Origin of the sequence: Reyranella sp., from assembly GCF_965228225.1 — a bacterium.
Lineage (GTDB): Bacteria > Pseudomonadota > Alphaproteobacteria > Reyranellales > Reyranellaceae > Reyranella.
Genome location: NZ_OZ245801.1, coordinates 4,289,937 through 4,308,077, shown reverse-complemented (window position 1 = coordinate 4,308,077; position 18,141 = coordinate 4,289,937). Strand labels below are relative to the sequence as shown.

The 18,141-nt window shown below is 66.3% G+C and carries 25 protein-coding genes; 14 read left to right on the top strand and 11 right to left on the bottom strand.

The features are described 5' to 3' along the window. The first annotated feature begins 32 nt into the window (after nt 1-32). From ACO07K_RS20970 to ACO07K_RS20955, 4 genes are read left to right on the top strand one after another with little or no spacing between them, the layout of a single operon-like run. Nucleotides 33-725 (top strand): LolA family protein, encoded by a 693-nt coding sequence (locus ACO07K_RS20970; RefSeq protein ID WP_422031241.1) that lies wholly within the window; start codon nt 33-35, stop codon nt 723-725. Nucleotides 726-766: 41 nt separating this feature from the next. Continuing rightward, nucleotides 767-1,303, top strand: coding sequence for a GNAT family N-acetyltransferase (locus tag ACO07K_RS20965; RefSeq protein ID WP_422031239.1), 537 nt, complete (start codon nt 767-769; stop codon nt 1,301-1,303). Between the two features lie 16 nt (nt 1,304-1,319). Next, entirely contained in the window at nt 1,320-2,855 is a 1,536-nt protein-coding gene (locus ACO07K_RS20960; protein ID WP_422031237.1) for a class I adenylate-forming enzyme family protein, read from the top strand. Then, complete coding sequence (locus ACO07K_RS20955) at nt 2,855-3,802, top strand: DMT family transporter (protein WP_422031235.1); 948 nt, start codon at nt 2,855-2,857, stop codon at nt 3,800-3,802. Before ACO07K_RS20960 ends, ACO07K_RS20955 begins: the two co-directional genes overlap by 1 nt. Here ACO07K_RS20955 and ACO07K_RS20950 read toward each other — a convergent pair. After that, on the bottom strand, nt 3,750-4,127 hold the full coding sequence (locus ACO07K_RS20950) for a YkvA family protein (RefSeq protein WP_422031233.1): 378 nt from the start codon (nt 4,125-4,127) through the stop codon (nt 3,750-3,752). The two genes, ACO07K_RS20955 and ACO07K_RS20950, sit on opposite strands and share 53 nt — an antisense overlap. 79 nt (nt 4,128-4,206) lie before the next feature. Between ACO07K_RS20950 and ACO07K_RS20945 the strand changes: the two genes are divergently transcribed. Both ACO07K_RS20945 and ACO07K_RS20940 read left to right on the top strand, forming a co-directional pair. After that, nucleotides 4,207-4,968, top strand: a complete 762-nt coding sequence (locus tag ACO07K_RS20945; protein ID WP_422031231.1) for an SDR family NAD(P)-dependent oxidoreductase — start codon at nt 4,207-4,209, stop codon at nt 4,966-4,968. 14 nt (nt 4,969-4,982) lie between these two features. Beyond that, on the top strand, nt 4,983-5,357 hold the full coding sequence (locus ACO07K_RS20940) for a hypothetical protein (protein WP_422031229.1): 375 nt from the start codon (nt 4,983-4,985) through the stop codon (nt 5,355-5,357). 4 nt (nt 5,358-5,361) lie between these two features. On the opposite strand, the gene ACO07K_RS20935 is transcribed toward ACO07K_RS20940, so the two are convergent. Continuing rightward, nucleotides 5,362-5,970 (bottom strand): hypothetical protein, encoded by a 609-nt coding sequence (locus ACO07K_RS20935; RefSeq protein ID WP_422031227.1) that lies wholly within the window; start codon nt 5,968-5,970, stop codon nt 5,362-5,364. Nucleotides 5,971-6,167: 197 nt separating this feature from the next. On the opposite strand from ACO07K_RS20935, the gene ACO07K_RS20930 reads away from it, so the two are divergent. From ACO07K_RS20930 to ACO07K_RS20910, 5 genes are read left to right on the top strand one after another with little or no spacing between them, the layout of a single operon-like run. Further along, nucleotides 6,168-6,998 (top strand): chromate resistance protein ChrB domain-containing protein, encoded by an 831-nt coding sequence (locus ACO07K_RS20930; RefSeq protein ID WP_422031225.1) that lies wholly within the window; start codon nt 6,168-6,170, stop codon nt 6,996-6,998. Then, nucleotides 6,995-8,359, top strand: a complete 1,365-nt coding sequence (chrA, locus tag ACO07K_RS20925; RefSeq protein ID WP_422031223.1) for a chromate efflux transporter — start codon at nt 6,995-6,997, stop codon at nt 8,357-8,359. The genes ACO07K_RS20930 and chrA overlap by 4 nt, the downstream gene beginning before the upstream one ends. Nucleotides 8,360-8,366: 7 nt before the next feature. Beyond that, nucleotides 8,367-8,612, top strand: a complete 246-nt coding sequence (locus ACO07K_RS20920; protein WP_422031221.1) for a DUF3297 family protein — start codon at nt 8,367-8,369, stop codon at nt 8,610-8,612. Between the two features lie 10 nt (nt 8,613-8,622). After that, a complete protein-coding gene (locus ACO07K_RS20915; protein ID WP_422031219.1) occupies nt 8,623-9,612 on the top strand; it encodes a TAXI family TRAP transporter solute-binding subunit in 990 nt (329 codons plus the stop codon). 49 nt (nt 9,613-9,661) lie between these two features. Then, nucleotides 9,662-9,883 (top strand): hypothetical protein, encoded by a 222-nt coding sequence (locus ACO07K_RS20910; protein WP_298316869.1) that lies wholly within the window; start codon nt 9,662-9,664, stop codon nt 9,881-9,883. A 2-nt stretch (nt 9,884-9,885) separates the two neighbouring features. Here ACO07K_RS20910 and ACO07K_RS20905 read toward each other — a convergent pair whose 3' ends face one another. Both ACO07K_RS20905 and ACO07K_RS20900 read right to left on the bottom strand, forming a co-directional pair. Then, complete coding sequence (locus tag ACO07K_RS20905; RefSeq protein WP_422031215.1) at nt 9,886-10,860, bottom strand: Bug family tripartite tricarboxylate transporter substrate binding protein; 975 nt, start codon at nt 10,858-10,860, stop codon at nt 9,886-9,888. A gap of 93 nt (nt 10,861-10,953) precedes the next feature. After that, nucleotides 10,954-12,063 carry a mechanosensitive ion channel family protein gene (locus ACO07K_RS20900; RefSeq protein ID WP_422031213.1) on the bottom strand — a complete coding sequence of 370 codons (1,110 nt, stop codon included), beginning with the start codon at nt 12,061-12,063 and terminating at the stop codon, nt 10,954-10,956. Nucleotides 12,064-12,205: 142 nt separating this feature from the next. On the opposite strand from ACO07K_RS20900, the gene ACO07K_RS20895 reads away from it, so the two are divergent. Together ACO07K_RS20895 and ACO07K_RS20890 are read left to right on the top strand one after the other, a co-directional pair. Beyond that, a complete protein-coding gene (locus tag ACO07K_RS20895) occupies nt 12,206-12,664 on the top strand; it encodes a CBS domain-containing protein (RefSeq protein ID WP_422036687.1) in 459 nt (152 codons plus the stop codon). Further along, nucleotides 12,661-12,987, top strand: a complete 327-nt coding sequence (locus tag ACO07K_RS20890) for a hypothetical protein (protein ID WP_422031211.1) — start codon at nt 12,661-12,663, stop codon at nt 12,985-12,987. The genes ACO07K_RS20895 and ACO07K_RS20890 overlap by 4 nt, the downstream gene beginning before the upstream one ends. Here ACO07K_RS20890 and ACO07K_RS20885 read toward each other — a convergent pair. Then, nucleotides 12,984-13,361 (bottom strand): copper-binding protein, encoded by a 378-nt coding sequence (locus ACO07K_RS20885; RefSeq protein WP_422031209.1) that lies wholly within the window; start codon nt 13,359-13,361, stop codon nt 12,984-12,986. The genes ACO07K_RS20890 and ACO07K_RS20885 overlap by 4 nt on opposite strands. 202 nt (nt 13,362-13,563) lie before the next feature. Beyond that, nucleotides 13,564-13,857: a 4a-hydroxytetrahydrobiopterin dehydratase gene (locus tag ACO07K_RS20880; protein WP_422031207.1), complete on the bottom strand. Its 294-nt coding sequence runs from the start codon at nt 13,855-13,857 to the stop codon at nt 13,564-13,566. Nucleotides 13,858-13,931: 74 nt separating this feature from the next. Between ACO07K_RS20880 and ACO07K_RS20875 the strand changes: the two genes are divergently transcribed. Next, the gene (locus ACO07K_RS20875) at nt 13,932-15,473 is read left to right on the top strand and encodes an ABC transporter substrate-binding protein (RefSeq protein WP_422031205.1); all 1,542 of its coding nucleotides are present in this window, start codon (nt 13,932-13,934) and stop codon (nt 15,471-15,473) included. A gap of 132 nt (nt 15,474-15,605) precedes the next feature. On the opposite strand, the gene ACO07K_RS20870 is transcribed toward ACO07K_RS20875, so the two are convergent. The 5 genes from ACO07K_RS20870 to ACO07K_RS20850 are packed head-to-tail and all read right to left on the bottom strand — an operon-like array spanning nt 15,606 to nt 18,085. After that, entirely contained in the window at nt 15,606-16,136 is a 531-nt protein-coding gene (locus ACO07K_RS20870; protein ID WP_422031203.1) for an ATP F0F1 synthase subunit B, read from the bottom strand. Then, a complete protein-coding gene (locus ACO07K_RS20865; protein ID WP_298317118.1) occupies nt 16,133-16,702 on the bottom strand; it encodes a hypothetical protein in 570 nt (189 codons plus the stop codon). The genes ACO07K_RS20870 and ACO07K_RS20865 overlap by 4 nt, the downstream gene beginning before the upstream one ends. An 8-nt stretch (nt 16,703-16,710) precedes the next feature. Next, entirely contained in the window at nt 16,711-16,935 is a 225-nt protein-coding gene (locus tag ACO07K_RS20860) for a F0F1 ATP synthase subunit C (RefSeq protein WP_020698011.1), read from the bottom strand. Nucleotides 16,936-16,995: 60 nt separating this feature from the next. After that, a complete protein-coding gene (locus ACO07K_RS20855; RefSeq protein ID WP_422010462.1) occupies nt 16,996-17,724 on the bottom strand; it encodes a F0F1 ATP synthase subunit A in 729 nt (242 codons plus the stop codon). A gap of 16 nt (nt 17,725-17,740) precedes the next feature. Further along, a complete protein-coding gene (locus ACO07K_RS20850; RefSeq protein WP_422031201.1) occupies nt 17,741-18,085 on the bottom strand; it encodes an AtpZ/AtpI family protein in 345 nt (114 codons plus the stop codon). Between the last annotated feature and the right edge of the window lie 56 nt (nt 18,086-18,141).

The window sequence follows — 18,141 nt, the reverse complement described above, 5'->3', positions numbered from 1 at the left end:
CGGCTGTTCACACGATTGGGAAGCGCCTGCCGATGCTTGATTCCGCCTTATTCGACCGTCATATCCGCCGCATGCGCTTCCTGCTCGCCGCTCTTTCCTCCGTTGCCCTTCTGTCGATGGGCGCCCTCGAGGCCCAGGCCCAGGCGCCCGCACAGGCCCAGGCGCCGGCCTTCAATCCCCAGGTTGCGGAGGTCGAGCGCTATTTCAACGGCATCCGCACCATGCAGGCCCGCTTCGTCCAGTCGAACCCCAACGGCACCGTGGTTCAGGGCACGCTTTCGGTGAGCCGGCCCGGCCGCATGCGCTTCGAGTACGATCCGCCGTCGCAGCTCAAGATCGTGGCTGACGGCAGCCAGGTGACGATGTGGGACATCGCCAACCGCGACTTCGGCCAGTGGCCGATCGGCTGGACCGCCGCCTCCTTCCTGGTGCGCGAGCCGCTGGTGCTGCAGGGCGGCGACCTCACGGTCGAGAAGGTCGAGCGCGCCGACGGCATGCTGCAGCTTACCATGAGCCAGACCCGCAAGCCGAACGAAGGCAAGGTCATCGTCCGCGTCAACGAGAACCCGATGGTGCTGCGCGGCTGGACCATCATCGACAACCGCGGCCAGCGGGTCGATGTTTCGCTGAACGGGCTGCAGACCGGCCTGCCGCTGGCCGCCAGCCTCTTCAAGTTCGATGGTCCGGACGCCGGCGCCATTCGACGCGGCGTCAATCCCAACTAGGTCTATAATCCCCACCGGAACCGACGTGGGGATCTGAAGACGTGAGTGGACTGACGGTGAGGGCCTCGAGCGAGGCCGACGTGGCGCGTTGCGCGGAAATCTACGGACATCATGTGCTGCACGGGACGGCCTCCTTCGAGGTCGATCCGCCGGACCTCGCCGAGATGGCGAAGCGCCGCGCCGCGGTGCTCGATCTCGGGCTGCCCTATCTGGTGGCCGAAAAGGAAGGGCGCGTGCTGGGCTATGCCTATGCCGGCCTCTACCGGACCCGCCCGGCCTATCGCTTCACGGTCGAGAACTCGATCTACATCGACAAAGATGCGGTAGGCCAAGGCGTCGGCAAGGCGCTGCTCCTGCCGCTGATCGACCTGTGCGCCCGCGACGGCCGGCGCCAGATGATCGCGGTGATCGGCGATTCCAGGCATGTGGCCTCGATCAACCTCCACGCCTCCTGCGGCTTCGCGATGGTCGGCACCCTGAAGAGCGTCGGCTTCAAGTTCGGCCGCTGGCTCGACAGCGTCCTCATGGAACGGCCGCTGGGAGGGGGCGACACGACGCTGCCTGAAACGGGAAAATGAAAGGGCGGGGGACGCTATGCGACTGATCGACTATTTCGACCGCGGAGCCGATCTCTATCCGGAGCGGCATTGCCTGCATGACGGCACGCAGGGCTGGACCTACCGCGAGGTCCGCGCCCAGACCCATCGCGTCGCCAACGGGCTGCTGGCCATGGGGCTGGGGCGCGGCTCGAAGGCCGCCGTCTACAGTCCCAACCATGCGGCGGCCTATGCCTGCCTGCTGGGCATCGTGCGCGCCGGAGTCACCTGGGCGCCGGTCAATGCGCGCAACGCGCTGGAGGAGAACCTCTACATCCTGAACAACACCGACGTGGAGGTGTTGTTCTACCATTCGAGCTTCGAGGGCTACCTCGCGCGCATCCGCGAGGCCTGCCCGCGCATCACCGGGTTCATCTGCATCGACACGCCGTCCTTCGAGACATGGCTGGCGGCGCAGAAGGAGGAGGCGCCGGACCTGCCCGACGCTCCGGACGACGTGGCCTTCCTCGCCAGTTCGGGCGGCACCACCGGCCGGCCGAAGGGCGTGCAGATCACCAACGGCAACATCGAGACCATGAACTCGATCTTCTGGGCCTGCATGCCGGTGAAGTCGCCGCCGGTCCACCTGATGGTGGCGCCGATGACGCATGCGGCGGGAGTCTGTTCGTTTCCGCTGCTGGCCTTCGGCGGCACCAACATCTTCATGGGCACGGCCGATCCCGGCGGCATTCTGGCCGCAATCGAGAAGCACAAGGTCACGCATGTCTACATGCCGCCGACCCTGATCTACATGCTTCTCGCGCACCCCGACGTGGGCAAGTACGACTACAGTTCGCTGCAGCACCTCGTCTATGCCTCGGCGCCGATGTCGGTCGACAAGCTGGTCGAGGCCGTGAAGGTGTTCGGCCCGGTGCTGACGCAGACCTACGGCCAGGCCGAGGCCTGCATGATCTGCACCTTCTTCTCGCCGGAAGATCACGTGGCGGCGCTGGAGAGCAACAACCGGCACCGGCTCGCGAGCTGCGGCAAGGTCTCGCCGCTGGTGCGGCTCGAGGTGATGGACGATCACGGCAAGCTTCTGCCGCGGGGCCAGCGCGGCGAGATCGTCGTGCGCGGCAACCTCGTGATGAAGGGCTACTACAACAACGTCGAGGCGACGGCCGAGGCGTCGGCCTTCGGCTGGCATCATACCGGCGACATCGGCGTGATCGACGAGGACGGGTTCGTCTACATCGTCGATCGCAAGAAGGACATGATCATCTCCGGCGGCTTCAACGTCTTTCCCGGCGAGGTCGAGCAGGTCCTGTGGAGCCATCCCGCCGTGCAGGACTGCGCGGTGATCGGCATTCCCGACGAGAAGTGGGGCGAGGCGGTGAAGGCCGTCGTCGAGCTCAAGCCCGGCATGACGGTCAAGGCCGACGAGCTGATGCAGCTCGCCAAGGAGAAGCTGGGCGGCGTCAAGGCGCCCAAGTCGGTCGACTTCGTCGACACGCTGCCGCGCAGCCCGGTGGGCAAGGTGCTGAAGAAGACGTTGCGCGAACCGTACTGGGTCGGTCACGAGCGGAAGATCTGATGCGGGACTGGCTGCGGCGCCTGCCGCCCAACGTGCAGGGGGCGCTGTGGCTGGTGAGCGGCGGGTTCATCTTCACCTCGACGGGTGTGATGATCCGCCTGCTTTCGGAGCAGATCGAGAGCGTCCAGACCGCGTTCTTCCGCGCGATCCTGTCGGTCATCATGCTGCTGCCGCTGATGATGGCGGGCAAGGTCAAGCCCTGGCTCAGCCAGCGCATCAAGGGGCATTTCTGGCGCACCTTCATGGGCACCACCTCCATGGTGCTGGGCTTCTACGCGATTTCGATGCTGCCGCTGGCCGACGCGACCGCCATCGCCTTCTCCCAGCCGCTCTTCTCCGTCGTGGTGGCAGCGCTCATCGCCAAGGAGAAGGTGCGCTGGCGGCGCTGGACCGCAACGGTCGTGGGCTTCATCGGCGTGCTGGTGATGGTGCGGCCGGGCGAGGGCAGCCTGCAGCTCGGCGCGCTGGTGGCGCTGGCCAATGCAGCCTGCGTCGCCATCTCGATCCTGCTGGTGAAGCGCCTCTCGGATTCAGAATCGCCGCTGATGATCCTGACGCAGTTCGCGATCTTCTCGACCCTGTTTCTGGCGGGGCCGGCGATCTGGGTGTGGCGCTGGCCCGACCTGTTCGGTTGGGTGCTGGCGATCGGCATCGCCTCTTCCGCCACGGTCGGTCAATATTTCTGGGTGCAGGCCTTCAAGTCCGGCGAGATGTCGGCCATCGCGCCGTTCGAATACATGCGCCTGCCCTTCGCGGTGTTCATGGGCTGGCTGATGTGGAACGAGATGCCGGTCGTCTGGACCTATGTCGGCGCGGCCATCGTCATCGCCTCGGCGCTCTATATCGCCCATCGCGAGCACGCGGTGGCGCGGGAGCGGCGGCGCGCTGCTGCGGTCACCCCGCCGGAGAAGCCTCCGGGCGGGCCCCCGTCCGGCCCTGCTCCTTGAGCAGCCAGGCCCGGGCCCGTGCGCGGTGATCTTCCGTGATGTGCATGCGGGCGGCGGTGAAGGCCGCTACGAGGATCGCCGCATCGTCGGTGAATCCCAAGCCCAGCAGCAGGTCGGGAATGGCGTCGAACGGCAGCACGAAATAGGCCAGCGCCCCGAACAGGGTCGCGCGGATCGGCAGCGGCGTGGCGCTGTCGCTGGCGCAGTAGAAGGCCGCGACGGCATCCTCGGTGAAGGGCACGCGACCGAGGTTGCGGCGGGCCTTTTGCCAGAAATTCCGGCGGACGGTCGTCTCGTTCCGGACCAGGTCGGATGCATCGCTCATGCGGGGAAAGGTTGGGTCGGCGGGCCCGCTTGGCAAGGGGGATGGAAATGCTAAAAGCGCCCAACCACGGAGGACACGGATGAACGTCAAGGGTCAGGCCGCCATCGTCACGGGCGGCGCGTCGGGTTTGGGCGGCGCCACGGCGTCGGCACTGGCGGCCGCGGGCGCCAGGGTCGCCATCTTCGACCTGCAGGACGAGCTGGGCGAGCAGAAGGCCAAGGAGATCGGCGGCCTCTTCGTCAAGACCAACGTCGCCGACGCCGCCAGCGTCGAGGCCTCCGTGAAGACGGTCGTCGAGAAGCTGGGCGCCCCGCGCGTCGTCGTGAACTGCGCCGGCATCGGCCGGTCCGGCCGCACCATCTCCAAGTCCGGCCCGCATGATCTCGCGATGTTCAGTCAGGTGATCCAGGTCAACCTGATCGGTACCTTCAACGTGATCCGCATCGCGGCCTACGCCATGAGCCAGGCCGAGCCGCTGGACGGCGGCGAGCGCGGCGTCATCGTCAACACCGCATCGGTCGCGGCCTTCGACGGCCAGATCGGCCAGGCGGCCTATTCGGCGTCGAAGGGCGGCGTGGTCGGCATGACCCTGCCGATCGCGCGCGACCTCGCGAGCCTCGGCGTGCGCGTCTGCACCATCGCCCCGGGCCTGTTCCTCACGCCGATGATGATGAGCCTGCCGGCGGAAGCGCAGAAGAGCCTGGGCGCCCAGGTGCCGTTCCCCTCGCGGCTCGGCGACCCGAAGGAATATGCCCAGCTCGCCATGAGCATCGTCGAGAACCCCATGCTGAACGGCGAGACGATCCGTCTCGACGGCGCGATCCGCATGGCGCCCAAGTAACCGGCCCGGAGGGCGTGACAATGCGGCTTGCGATGTTCCTGACGGCGGTGGTCGGACTGGCCGTTGTGGCCGCTCCGGCCAGCGCCGAGCCGCGCTGGCTCGCCTGCAAGGTCACCGACCAGGGCGGCCAGGTGCGCAATTTCAGCGTCGTGTTCGACGACCGGCGCAATACGGTCGGCGTCTGGGACGGGACCTCGATGGCCGAGGGAACGAGTGTGGTCATCACGTTCCAGGCGCTGCGTGCGACCTTTCCCAACTTCTCGATGACCTACAACCGCAACGACGGCGCCTTCTCGATGACGCCGCTCGGGGCCAACTATGGCGGGCTGCTGCACGGCGAATGCCGCCGAAGCCTGCCGCCGCCCGGCGCTCCGGCCGGGCAACGCTGAGCTTTCAGTCGAGGTCGCCCGGCTGCTCGCAGCGCAGGTCGGCGATGCTGTTCTCCGTCGCCTGCCGGGCGGGCGTCGTCTGGCCGTTGCAGGTGTAGCGGATGCGCAGCGTCTTGGTGAGGCGATCGGGCATGCCGAAGATATAGGCCATGGCCGGCACCTGGCAGCGGGTCGGACCGCTGCCGCAGATGTCGCGCACCTGCTGGGTCACGTCGATCGCTGAGCTGGGACCGCCCCAGGAGGCTTCGACGATGTCGATGCGCCGGGGCACCAGCGGCGTGCCGCCGACGCACGCCATCCGGACCTTGAAACTCGGCGTCGCGACTTCGGACAGGACGAAGTTCTGCGGTTGGCAGGTCCAGATCACCGTCAGCCTCTTGGCGACGTCGAAGCGGTTGTCGTTATAGGCGGGGCCGTTGGCGAACACGTCACAGGGATAGCCGCCCGGGCAGGTCACCAGGCTGGTCACGTCGGCCCCCGGAGCGTCCTGCGGCAGGCCCCAATAGGCGCGCTTGATCTGCGCCGTCTGCGGCACCGTCCGCGGAGACCGGTCGCACGCCACGACCGTTCCCACCACGGCGAGTGCCAAAAGAACGAGACGACCCCAAGTCATGAAACCCCCGGCAATTTCTGCACTGACATTCCCACTTTTCCCTCGGGCAAACTAACCGCGGCCCGCGAGCCCGGCAATTGGCCAAGCTTGACAGTATTTGCACTCTCTTTAAAAGAAGCTGCGATGGGGATCGCGATCTCCCCACGAGGCGACAGCCGAAGCATCGCGTCCTGCTCCACTTCAAGAGGACGCTTCACATGCCTTCGCCCAACGCGATTTCTCCCGACAAACTCGCCCGCCTCATCGGCCGTCCCGATTCACCAATATTGATCGACGTCTGCACCGAGGAGGACTTCGACGCCAACCCGCACCTCGTGCCGGGTGCGGTGCGTCGCCCGTGGGCCGAGGTGCCTGCGTGGGGACCCGCCTTCGTCGCCGCCCGCCGGCCCGCCGTGGTGGTCTGCAAGAAGGGCCTGAAACTCAGCCAGGGTGTGGCAGCGTGGTTGCGCCACGAGGGCGTGCCGGCCGACGTGCTCGAAGGCGGAATTCTCGCCTGGCAGGCGGCGCGGTTGCCGACCGTGCCGGTCGAACGCCTGCCGCGGCGCGACGCCAGCGGCCGCACCGTCTGGGTGACCCGCAGCCGCCCCAAGGTCGACCGCATCGCCTGTCCGTGGCTGATCCGCCGCTTCGTGGATCCGCACGCGGTTTTCCTCTTCGTCGCACCCTCGGACGTGCTCGAGGTCGCCGACCGTTTCGGGGCCACGCCATTCGATGTCGATCACGCGGACGTGCACTGGAGCCATCGCGGCGAGCGCTGCACCTTCGATCTCATGGTCGAGGAGTTCGGCCTCGCGACAGAGCCGCTGAAGCGACTGGCCACGATCGTGCGCGGCGCCGACACCGGCCGGCCGGAAATTGCGCCGGAATCGGCCGGGCTGCTCGCCGCCTCGCTCGGCCTGTCACGCATGTATGCCGACGACCTGGCACAGCTCGAGGCCGGCCTCGCGCTCTACGACGCCTTCTATCGCTGGTGCCGCGACGCCTTCGACGAGGGGCACGACTGGCCGCCGGCCGGGAGGAAGTCATGAGTTCGGTGCCGTCCCACGGTGTTCCGCTGTCCGAAGCCGTGAAGGTCTGGCTGCGGGTCGCCGCCCTGTCGTTCGGCGGGCCGGCGGGCCAGATCGCCGTGATGCATCGCATCATCGTCGAGGAGAAGAAGTGGATCGGCGAGCAGCGTTTCCTGCAGGCGCTGAACTACTGCACCCTTCTTCCCGGCCCCGAGGCGCAGCAACTCGCGACCTATATCGGCTGGTTGATGCACCGCACGGCGGGCGGCCTGATCGCCGGCACGCTGTTCGTGCTGCCGGGGTTGCTGGCCATCATGGCACTGTCCTGGGTCTACGTGCTGCTGGGCAAGGTCAGCCTGGTGCAGGGCCTGTTCTTCGGCCTCAAGGCCGCCGTGCTGGTGATCGTGGTCGAGGCGGTGCTGCGGGTCGGCGGGCGCGCGCTGCGCAACAACGCCATGCGCCTGCTCGCAGCCGCGTCGTTCGTCGCCATCTTCTTCTATGGCGTGCCGTTTCCGGTGATCGTGGTTGCGGCCGGCCTGATCGGCTTCACCGCCACCAGGCTCGGCCGGACGGAATTCCAGGCTGGAGGCCATGGTGCGGGCGGGCGGCCCGGACTGGGAGATGCCGAGTCGCTGCTGGGCGAGGCCACGCCCGCGCATGCGAGGCCCAACCTCCTCTGGTCGCTGTCGATCGGCGCGCTCTTCCTCGTTCTATGGTTGGCGCCCGTGGCGCTGCTCTGGCTCCTCCGCGGACCCGACGACGTGTTCACGCAGATCTCGGTCTTCTTCAGCAAGATGGCCGTGGTGACCTTTGGCGGCGCCTATGCGGTGCTGGCCTACGTGGCGCAACAGGCGGTCGACAAATATGGCTGGGTGACCCCGGGCGAGATGCTCGACGGGCTCGGCCTTGCGGAATCGACGCCGGGCCCGCTGATCATGGTGACGCAGTTCGTGGGGTTCCTCGGCGCGTGGCGCGACCACGAGGGCCTCAATCCGCTGCTCGCCGGGACGCTGGGCGGTCTGCTCACCACCTGGGTCACCTTCACGCCCTGCTTCCTCTGGATCTTCGTCGGCGCGCCCTATGTCGAGAAGCTGCGCTCGAACAAGGCCCTGTCGGGCGCGCTGGCGGCCATCACGGCGGCGGTCGTGGGCGTGATCCTCAACCTCGCCGTCTGGTTCGGGCTGCAGGTCCTGTTCGGCGAGCTGCGGCCGGTGCAGCTGCTCGGCGCCACGGTCGACGTGCCGGTTCTCGCCTCCGCCAACATCGCCGCCGTTGTGCTGGCGGCCGCCTGTGCCGTTGCGGTATTCCGCTTCCGCTTCGGGATGATCCCGGTCCTGCTGGCCAGTTCGATGGCCGGCATCGTCTACGCATTGATGCTATAGGAACCCCATGTCCGATACACTCCCCGACCGTCTCTCCACCAACCCGAAGAGCCCGCACTATGACGAGGCGCTTCTCCAGCGCGGCATCGGCATCCGGTTCGATGGCCAGGAGAAGACCAACGTCGAGGAGTATTGCGTCAGCGAGGGCTGGATCCGCGTCGCCGTGGGCAAGACGGTGGATCGCAAGGGCAATCCGCTGACCATCAAGCTCAAGGGCACGGTCGAGCCGTTCTTCGAGACCAAGAAGCCGTAGAGGGGGCTGCATGGCAGGGCCGCACGCGGATGAAGACTCCGCGCCCTTGCATCCGCGCCGGCGCGCGATGCTGGGCGGCGCGTTCGGTCTGCTGCTCGCGGCCGGACCGGCAGGGGCGCAGCCCGTGAAAGTCCGTCTCGGCACGGCCACGCCGGGCGGCGGCTTCCCGGTCTACGGTGCGGCCTTCGTCGAGGGTGTCCGCCGCTTCGACCCGGCGCTGGAGATCGAGGCGATCAACACCCGGGGCAGCACCGAGAATGTGCCGATGCTCGAGGCCGGCACGCTCGACATCGCGCTGGTCCAGGGCGAGGTGGTGCATGCGGCGCTGCAGGGCGTGGGACGCGCACCGGCCGATCTGCGCGTGCTCACCGCCATGTATCCGACCGCCGGCATGTTCGTCGTGCGTGCCGACTCACCCTATCGCACCATCGCCGACCTGAAGGGCAAGCCGATCGCCTGGGGCGCCGGCGGTTCGGGCCTGGTGATCCTCGGCCGCTACGCCATGGATGGGCTCGGCCTCGACGCGGCCAAAGACTTCCAGCCGATCTATCTCGAGCGCGCCGGCGATGGCCCGGCGATGGTGCTCGACGGCCGCGCGGCCGCCCTGTGGGGCGGCGGCAATGGCTGGCCGGGCTTCATGACCATGGCCAACAGCCAGCAGGGCGCCCGCTTCATCGCGCCCGATGGCGACGAAATCCAGCGAATCCTTGCCAAACACCCTTTCCTGAAGCCCATCACCCAGCCGGCCGGGAGCTTTCCGGGTCAGTCCGCCGCCATCGCGTCCGTCGGATCCTGGAGTTTCGTGCTGGCGCGGCCCGGTCTCGACGACACGGTGGCCTATCGCACGGTGAAGGCGCTGCACGCCCTGCAGCAGGCCGGCAATCCGCCGCCACAGCTCGCCGAAACGACGGCCGCCAATACGGTCGCCGTGGTGCCGGGTCGCGAGAAATTGCACCCCGGTGCTGCGCGTTATTACCGGGAGATCGGGCTTTTCACGTAACCAAGGGCGGCCTGCCGCGTTTCCCCGTCTGGAAACGATGGAGCACGCCATGGACAAGGCCAAGGACAAGATCGAAGGCGAAGGCAGCTACACCGCCACCGCCGACTACAACAAGCGCACCGCCGAATTCCTGAAGAAGGACAAGGTCGAGGGCGCGGCACGCGAGGCCGCGACGGCGCTCGATGGTGAAGAAGGCGCTTCGCTCAAGGCCGCCGAAGCCAAGGGCAAGGCGGGCGATCCCAAGGGGCAGGGCGCGGCCAAGCCGAAGTAGGGTTACTCCGGCTTCAAGAGTCCCTTCTTCGCGAGCTCGCCGATCCCGGCGTCCTCGGTCTTGAGGAAAGCGGTGAAGGCCTCCGGTGTCGACGGGCGGACCGTCGCGCCCAGTTCGGCGAACTTCTGCTTGATCGTCGCATCGTCGAGTGCGGCGACCGCGGCGGCGTTGAGCGTGGCGATGATCGCCGGGGGCGTGTCGTGTTTCACGAACAGGCCCAAGGTCGTGCCGCCGTCGAAGGGTATGCAACCGGTTTCGGCCAAGGTCGGGACGTCCGGCAATTCCGGAGCGCGCTTCTCGCCGACGACGACCAGCGCGCGCAGCTTGCCGGACTTGATGTGCGGCAGCGAGCTGCTCAACTGATCGCAGTAGCTGTCGATCTGTCCTGCCAGCGCGTCGTTCAGCCCGACTCCTGAGCCGCGATAGGGCACGATCGCGAAGCTCACCTTTTCGTTCTCTTGAATGCGCAGGATGTCGGTGTGGTTCGGCGTGCCGTTCCCGGCATGGCCCATACTGATGGTGCCGGGCTTTGCCTTGGCGGCCGCCAGCAGCGACGGCCAGTCCTTGAAGCGGCTGTTGGCGGGCACCACGACGATCATGGGGACCGTGCTCAGCATGCTGACCGGCGCAAAGGACGGAACCATCGACGGCTTGCCGGCCATCAGCGGTGAAACATAGAGCGTTCCAAAGGCGGCAATCACCATCGTGTAGCCATCGGCGGGCGCCTGCAGCACGAGGTCCTGGCCAACCACCCCGCCGGCGCCGGGACGGTTGTCGATCATCACCGGCTGTCCGAGCTTGCGCGACATTCCTTCGCCCGCCAGGCGAGCGGTGACGTCGGCGTTGCCGCCCGCCGCGAAAGGCACGATGAAGCGAAGGGGCTTGCTGGGAAAGGACTGCGCGCGGGTGCCGAAGCCGGTTGCCAGGGCCGTCGTTGCCGCGAGTCCGCCAAGCAGGATTTTCCGCCGCTGTGCCATGATGCATTTCCTCCACTTTTATTGGAGGAAGCATCCGCCCGGACGCCGGGCCGGGCCACTCAAAACGGCGGGACCTTTCGCGGCCCGAAAACGTCACTCCGCGGCCTGCGCCGTCATCCGGTTGAACTCGACCAGCTCGGCCCGCTGCTTCGGCAACGCGCCGGGATACTCTTCCTGAAGGAACACGATCAGCTTCTCCCGCATCTCGCAGCGGAGATCCCAGGCCTCGGGCGAGGTCCGCGCGCTCACGAGGCAGCGCAACTGCAAAGCCCGCTCGTTGCTGTCGACGACCTGCAGATTGACCACCTGGCCGTCCCACAGCTTCGAGGCTTTCGCCAGTTCCTCGAGCTTCGCACGGATGCGGGTGACGGGCACCGTGTAGTCGACCCACAGCATCACCGATCCGATCAGGTCCGTCGTCTGCCGTGTCCAGTTCTGGAAGGGTTTCTCCAGGAAGTAGGAGAGCGGCACGACCAGCCGGCGCCAGTCCCAGATCTTGATGACCACATACGTTCCGGTGATTTCCTCGACCCACCCCCATTCGCCCTCGACGATGACGGCGTCGCCGATGCGGATCGGCTGGGTGAGCGCGATCTGGATACCGGCGAACAGGTTCGTGAGCAGCGGGCGCGCCGCGAGGCCGACCACGAGGCCCGCCGCACCGGCGGAGGCAATCAGGCTGACGCCGTATTGCTTTACCGACTCGAACGTCATGAGCGCGGCAGCCACGGTGATGACGATGACCAGCGTCGCCGCGACACGCCGCAGCACGCGCACCTGGGTCAGGTGCTTGCGTCCGAGCGGATCGCCGCTGAAGTCGATGTCGGTGCGACGAAGGTAGAAATCCGAGGCCAGCGTGATGGCCGCCGTGCAGCTCCATCCCAGAAGGAGAATGAAGGCGACGATCAGCCAATGCCCGATCGCCGCCTTGCCTTCGGTTCCGAGGGGTACCAGCGGCAAGGTGAGGGCGACGGCGAAGATGACGAGCGCCGCACGAAGCAGCGCCTGCGTGGCCGACACCAGCGAATGGAGAAATTCGTATGATGCGGGAATCAACCAGCGCAGCAGGCGCAAGGCGAGCCCGTGCAAGGTGACCGCCACGCCTGCCGCCAGCAACAGGAAGGCGACGGAGATGACCCAGTTCGGCGCCCAAGTGACGGCCTGATCGAGCCAGGAAAGCGGGTTTTCCAGTGGGTTTTCCATGGCGCCCAACGCCGGTCGAGAAAGACAGTTCCGACGGTGTGGACCTAGATTCTCCCCGATCTCGCGCTCGGCTATCGGTCGGCGCAACCACAGTCTCCGCGTCGGCATTCTGTTGCTGAACCCAAACGACAGGAGCGAAGCCATGCGAGTAAGCGAGGCGATGACGCGCGATGTTTGCGTTGCGAGACCCGATCACACGATCGAAGAGGTCGCGCGGATGATGTTGGCGATCGACGCCGGGCTGCTGCCGGTGGGCGATGATGACCGGCTGGTCGGCATGATCACGGACCGCGACATCGCCGTGCGCGGTATCGGCAACGGCAAGGGACCTGCTGCGGAGGTGCGCGAGGTCATGACGCAGGACGTGAAATACTGCTTCGCCGACGAAGACACCGCGCATGTCGCCAGGAATATGGGCGAACTGCAGGTGCGCCGCCTGCCGGTGGTCGATCGCGACAAGCGCCTCGTCGGAATTCTGTCGCTGGCGGACGTCGCGTCGCACGAAAAGGACGGGCGCCGGGTCGGTAACGCCCTGCGCGAAATCGCCCAGCCGGGCGGTGAGCACAATCAGGGCGACGAGGAGCGTGGGAGGGGCATGTGAGCTCGCCGCATGCCGCCGTCTGGCTGAATGCAGATGAGGCCCACATTTACAGATTTGGAGCCGGCGAGGTCGAGAAGCGCGACGTGAAGGCGTCCGGGCACGTCCGCGACGATCGGGCCTATTTCGAGGCGATCCTCGCCGAGCTCGCCGAAGTGCAAGGCTGGATGATCGCGGGCCCGGTCGGCCCGCTGACGACCTTCGAGAAATACGTCCGCGCCGGCCATGCCGAGCAACTCGGGAAAAAGCTGGTCGGCGTTGAGGCGATGGATCACCCGCGCGATGGCGAACTGCTTCGCCACGCGCGGAGGCGCATGGCCTCCTAGTTGCTGTTTTCGAGGTGCCTCAGCACATAACGACGGCCATCGCGTTCCACGTCGAAGCGGACGCGATCGCCCGCGCTCAAACCCTTCAGGAGGGCAGGGTCCTCGACGGCAAAGACCCGGACGCCGCCCTCGGGGAGAAGCGGCAGGGGACGATACTCCAGCGTGATCCGGCCCGCGGCAGGATCGACCGCAACCACCCGGCCGCTGCCCAGGGGCGTGTCATCCGGTGCTTCGGCGGTGCAGTTCTGGAGATCCGTGTCGCCGTCCATGTCAGCCACGCCTGGCAGGGTGGCCGCCGAAAGCGGCGAGACGAACGAGGGCGAAAGCGCCAGCGCGGCAAGCGCCGCGGCAAGCAGGAAGGACTTGGTAGACATCGGGCTGAACTTTCCAGGATGAACGCAACTCAGGGCACCAATCTGGGATCGTTCGGCCGGATTTCCAGTGGTTACAGAGCGGTTACGATCCGGCGATCACGCCGATCACGGCCCGAAAGCCCGCATTCAGGCGGCTGGTCGAATGTGCGCGACGGCGGCAGATAAACTCGAATTGAAGTGCGGTTGAAGACTCCCGCAGTCCTCAGGCGAGCGAATCAATGATCTTGGCGAGCGCCACGTCCTTCTCCGACAGGCCGCCGGCATCGTGCGTGCTGAGAACGATCTCGACCTTGTTGTAGACGTTGGACCATTCGGGATGGTGGTCGGCCTTCTCGGCAGCCATGGCCACGCGCGTCATGAAGCCCCAGGCTTCGTTGAAATCGGAAAACTTGAAGCTCTTCTGGATGGCGTCGCGGCCGCGCACCTTCTTCCATCCCTTGATCGAGGCGAGGGCCTTGCTGCGCGCCCTGCCGGTGAGTTTGTCGGTCATGTCCATCTCCTCATTTGGCGTGAAGCTTGCCTCATCGCGGGCCAGCAGCCTAGGCTCGCCCGAACAAACCGGAGGCTTTCTTGAAGATCACCCGTCGTACCGCCCTGCTTTCGTCCACCGCCGCCGTCCTCGGCGCCGCCGCTGCGGTTCCGCAAGCCTTCGCCCAGAAGAGCGCCGATACGTTGCGCATCCTGTTCAACGACGCCGTGCCCAACGTCGACATGTATTTCAACAGCCAGCGCACCGGCCTGATCCTCGCGCACCAGGCCTGGGACATGCTGGTGCACCGCGATCCCGCGACCTTCGAGATCAAGCCGTCGCTCGCCACCGACTGGAAGTTCACCGACGACAACACGCTCGATCTCACGATCCGGCAGGGCGTCAAGTTCCACGACGGCAGCGCTCTCACGCCCGACGATGTGGTCTACACGATCAACATGGCGGCCGATCCTGCCTCCAAGGTGGCGACGCCGTCGAACTACGCCTGGATCGACAAGGCCGAGAAGACCGGCGACTGGACCGTTCGCATCAAGATGAAGCGGCCGACCCCGGCGGCGCTCGAATATCTCGCCATGGTCACGCCGATCCATCCCAAGGCCTATCGCGAGAAGGTCGGGCCCGAGGGCTTCTCGGCCAAGCCGGTTGGCGCCGGCCCCTACAAGATCGTCAAGAACGACCAGGGCAAGGAAGTGTTCTTCGAGCGCTTCGACGATTACTGGAAGGGCTCGCCCAAGGGGGTCCCGGCGATCAAGAAGCTGCATGTCCGCTTCGTGCCGGACCTCGCCACCGCGGTGACCGAGCTGCTGGCCCAGCGCGCGGACTGGATCTGGAACATCAATCCCGACCAGACCAACGACATCAACAAGATGCCGTTCCTGCAGGCCGTGCGTCAGGAATCGATGCGCGTGGGCTACCTCTCGATCGACGCGGCCGGCCGCACCGGCGCCGACAATCCGCTGACCAAGCTCAAGGTGCGTCAGGCCATCTGGCATGCCGTCGACCGCAAGCAGTTCGCCGAGAAGCTGGTGGGCGGCGGCAGCCGCGTGCCGCCGGCCCCGTGCTTCCCGAGCCAGTTCGGCTGCGATGCCGACGCGGCGGTGAAATACGACTACGATCCGGCCAAGGCCAAGGCGCTGCTGGCCGAGGCCGGCTTCCCCAACGGCTTCGACGTCGAGATGGTGAGTTACGTCCAGCCGACGTCATGGGGCGCGGCGATCCAGAATTACCTGACCGCCGTCGGCATCCGCGTGAAGATCACCCAGCTCCAGGTCGCGCCGGCCATCCAGAAGGCCCAGAAGGGCGAAGCGCCGCTCTACATGGGCAGCTGGGGCAGCTACTCGATCAACGACGTCTCCGCGATCATGCCCGTCATGTTCGGCGCCGGCGCGCTCGACAACTACTCGAAGGATCCCGAGCTCGAGAAGCTGATCGCCGAAGGCGGCTCGACCTCGAACACCGAGGCCCGCAAGAAGGCCTATTCGGCGGCGGTGAAGATCGCCACCGAGAAGGCCTACTGGCTGCCGATCAACACCTACGTGAACACCTACGCCTTCTCGAAGGGCCTGGAGTTCAAGACTTTCCCCGATGAACTGCCGCGCTTCTACTTCGCCAAATGGAAGTAACGACTGGAGTTCGTCCTCCCCCGCGAGGCGGGTGAGGGCGAGCGAGTCGGCAAAGAAAAAGCCCCCGCCTTGCGGCGGGGGCACCAGGTTGCCCGCTCTTGTTTTTTGCGGGCGATCCCTATTTTCTGAAGTTCAGTGCAGACGGCGCGGCAGTTCGGCGATGGAGTCGTCGATCATCGCCTGGGTGCGGCCGCTGCCGACCTGCTCCTTGAGCAGGGTGCGCGTGGCGGCGAGCGCCACGTCGACGGCCATGTTGCGCACTTCCCGAGAGGCCTGGGCCTCCGCCTGGGCGATGCGGTCCTTGGCCTGCTGCTCGCGGCGGGCGATCAGCGCTTCGCGCTCCTCGGCGGCGTGCTGCGTGAGGCGCACGGCCTCCTGCTTGGCCTGCGCCACGATCTCCTGGGCGAGCCTGGCCGAGTCGGCGAGGTTCTTCTGAGCGTCGTCACGCGACTTCTGCGCCTCGTTGCGGAGCTTCTCGGCTTCGCCGAGCGTGCGCGCGATGAGGGCGGTGCGGTCGTCGAGGAGCTTGGTCAGCCCCTTGACGATCTGCTTGCCGGCAATCGCCAGGAAGATGACGAAGGAAACGGCAACCCAGAACGTCGGATCGGAGAACAAGCCTCCGCCGCCGCCGTGTGCATCGGCTGCCCATGCGGTACCGATCATGGCTTGCCTGCCTTTGCTGCTTCGTCGACGACACGGGCGACCTGCGCGGGATCGGCAGATCCCACCAGCTTGCCCAGTACCGCCGTGGCGATTTCCGTCGACATGCTGCCCAGGCCCGCGAGGGTCTGCGTGCGCTGCTCGCCGATCCGCTTCTCGGCGGCGACGATCTCGGCACCCAGCCGGTCGCTGATTTCGTGCAGCTTGGCCGACGTCTGGGCCGCAGCGGCCTCCGAGGCCTCGCGGATCAGGCCGGAAGCCTGGCCGCGCGCTTCGGCGAGCGCTTTTTCCTGCTCCACACCCGCGGCACGGGCCGCATCGTTGGCCTTCTGGGCGGCGTCGAGATCTGCCTGGATCTTATGCTCGCGGCTTTCGATCGTCGCGCCGATCTTCGGCAGGACGGCCTTGGCCATGAGGAAATAGAGAACGGCAAAACAGACCACCAACCAGAAGATCTGGGTGGGGAACCTCGTGAGGTCGAACTGCGGCATGCCGGCCGCCTGCGCGGCAAACGGCAGCCCGATCAGGGCTGCCGCGGCGACCGAAGTCCGGAGTGCCTGAACGGGCACGATCGAACTCAGGCGAAGAGGGCGATCAGCGCGACGATCAGCGCGAACAGCGCGATGGCCTCGGTGACGGCGAAGCCGATCCAGATGTTGGCGCCGATTTCGGCCTTCGAGGCCGGGTTGCGCGACAGAGCCGTGATGTAGCTCGCCCAGACGTTGCCCACGCCGATGCCGGCGCCGATCATGCCGATGGCGGCGAGGCCTGCACCGATGAACTTGGCGGCTGAAGCGTCCATTTCTATCTCCTGTTTTCTCTTGGCTTTGACGTGATGGATCGATGGATACGGGCGCGGCGACTAGTGCAGATGCAGCGCGTCGTTCAGGTAGATGCAGCAGAGGATCGTGAAGATGTAAGCCTGCAGCAGCGCCACCAGCAGCTCGAGCGCGGTGATCGCCACCAGCACGATGAGGGGGACGAAGCCGAAGAAGCCGAGCGCCACGACGAAGCCCGCCAGGACCTTCAGCAGCACGTGACCGACGGTCATGTTGGCGAACAGTCGGACCGACAGGCTGATCGGGCGGCTGAGATAGGACACCAGCTCGATCGGGATCAGGATCGGCGCGGTGAACAGCGGCGCGCCATGCGGGAAGAACAGGGAGAAGAAGTGCAGGCCGTGCTTGAACAGGCCGATCAGCGTCACACCGAGGAACACCACCATCGCCATGAAGAAGGTGACGGCGATCTGGGACGTGAAGGTGTAGCCGTAGGGCAGCATCCCGAGGATGTTGCCGAACAGCGTGAAGATGAAGAGCGTGAAGATGAACGGGAAGAATTTCTTGCCGCCGCTGCCGACATTGTCCCGGATCATGTTGGCGATGAACTCGTAGAAGAGTTCGGACATCGCCTGTATGCGGCCGGGGATCATCGCGCCCTTGCCCGCGCCCGCGAGCAGCAGGCCCGACGAGAGGACCACCGCGCCCATCATGAAGACGGCGGAGTTGGTGACCGCAATGTGATGGCCACCGATGGTGAACAGCGGGGCGGTTAGGTCCTGGATAGCAAACTGCTCGAGCGGGCTGGCCACGTTACTCTATCCCCATTCAGCTCTTCTTCTCATCCTGGGCTGCTTTGCTGCGCCGCTCTTCAGCCTGCGCAACCCGGTAGACGTTCATGAACGCCGCACCGCATCCCAGTATGAACCCCACGATCAGCAGCCAGGGCTTTGTACCCAACCACTGATCAGCCATCAGGCCCAGAAAGGCCCCCGCAACGACGCCCGCCACCAGTTCGACTGCGATCCGCATGCCGACGCCCAGCTTTTCGCCTCCGGCGCCGCTCGCTGCGGGTCTCGACGACTGGCCCGTTCCCTTCTGGTAAGCCTGTCGCACGCCTTTCAGGCGCCGATCCAGCTCGTCAGGGGTCGATTTCCGATCGTCCTCAGCCATAACCGGATGCTCCGCTCCGGGCTTTCCACCGCCACCCCACCAACACGATGCGGTCA

Coding starts and splice junctions, on each gene's coding strand:
- ACO07K_RS20915 (WP_422031219.1), top strand. CDS start 8,623: ATGGCAGGGCCGCACGCGGATGAAGACTCCGCGCCCTTGCATCCGCGC.
- ACO07K_RS20930 (WP_422031225.1), top strand. CDS start 6,168: ATGCCTTCGCCCAACGCGATTTCTCCCGACAAACTCGCCCGCCTCATC.
- ACO07K_RS20950 (WP_422031233.1), bottom strand. CDS start 4,127: ATGAGCGATGCATCCGACCTGGTCCGGAACGAGACGACCGTCCGCCGG.
- ACO07K_RS20935 (WP_422031227.1), bottom strand. CDS start 5,970: ATGACTTGGGGTCGTCTCGTTCTTTTGGCACTCGCCGTGGTGGGAACG.
- ACO07K_RS20945 (WP_422031231.1), top strand. CDS start 4,207: ATGAACGTCAAGGGTCAGGCCGCCATCGTCACGGGCGGCGCGTCGGGT.
- ACO07K_RS20850 (WP_422031201.1), bottom strand. CDS start 18,085: ATGGCTGAGGACGATCGGAAATCGACCCCTGACGAGCTGGATCGGCGC.
- ACO07K_RS20905 (WP_422031215.1), bottom strand. CDS start 10,860: ATGGCACAGCGGCGGAAAATCCTGCTTGGCGGACTCGCGGCAACGACG.
- ACO07K_RS20910 (WP_298316869.1), top strand. CDS start 9,662: ATGGACAAGGCCAAGGACAAGATCGAAGGCGAAGGCAGCTACACCGCC.
- ACO07K_RS20870 (WP_422031203.1), bottom strand. CDS start 16,136: ATGATCGGTACCGCATGGGCAGCCGATGCACACGGCGGCGGCGGAGGC.
- ACO07K_RS20895 (WP_422036687.1), top strand. CDS start 12,206: ATGCGAGTAAGCGAGGCGATGACGCGCGATGTTTGCGTTGCGAGACCC.
- ACO07K_RS20860 (WP_020698011.1), bottom strand. CDS start 16,935: ATGGACGCTTCAGCCGCCAAGTTCATCGGTGCAGGCCTCGCCGCCATC.
- ACO07K_RS20920 (WP_422031221.1), top strand. CDS start 8,367: ATGTCCGATACACTCCCCGACCGTCTCTCCACCAACCCGAAGAGCCCG.
- ACO07K_RS20885 (WP_422031209.1), bottom strand. CDS start 13,361: ATGTCTACCAAGTCCTTCCTGCTTGCCGCGGCGCTTGCCGCGCTGGCG.
- ACO07K_RS20880 (WP_422031207.1), bottom strand. CDS start 13,857: ATGGACATGACCGACAAACTCACCGGCAGGGCGCGCAGCAAGGCCCTC.
- ACO07K_RS20955 (WP_422031235.1), top strand. CDS start 2,855: ATGCGGGACTGGCTGCGGCGCCTGCCGCCCAACGTGCAGGGGGCGCTG.
- ACO07K_RS20970 (WP_422031241.1), top strand. CDS start 33: ATGCTTGATTCCGCCTTATTCGACCGTCATATCCGCCGCATGCGCTTC.
- chrA (WP_422031223.1), top strand. CDS start 6,995: ATGAGTTCGGTGCCGTCCCACGGTGTTCCGCTGTCCGAAGCCGTGAAG.
- ACO07K_RS20900 (WP_422031213.1), bottom strand. CDS start 12,063: ATGGAAAACCCACTGGAAAACCCGCTTTCCTGGCTCGATCAGGCCGTC.
- ACO07K_RS20960 (WP_422031237.1), top strand. CDS start 1,320: ATGCGACTGATCGACTATTTCGACCGCGGAGCCGATCTCTATCCGGAG.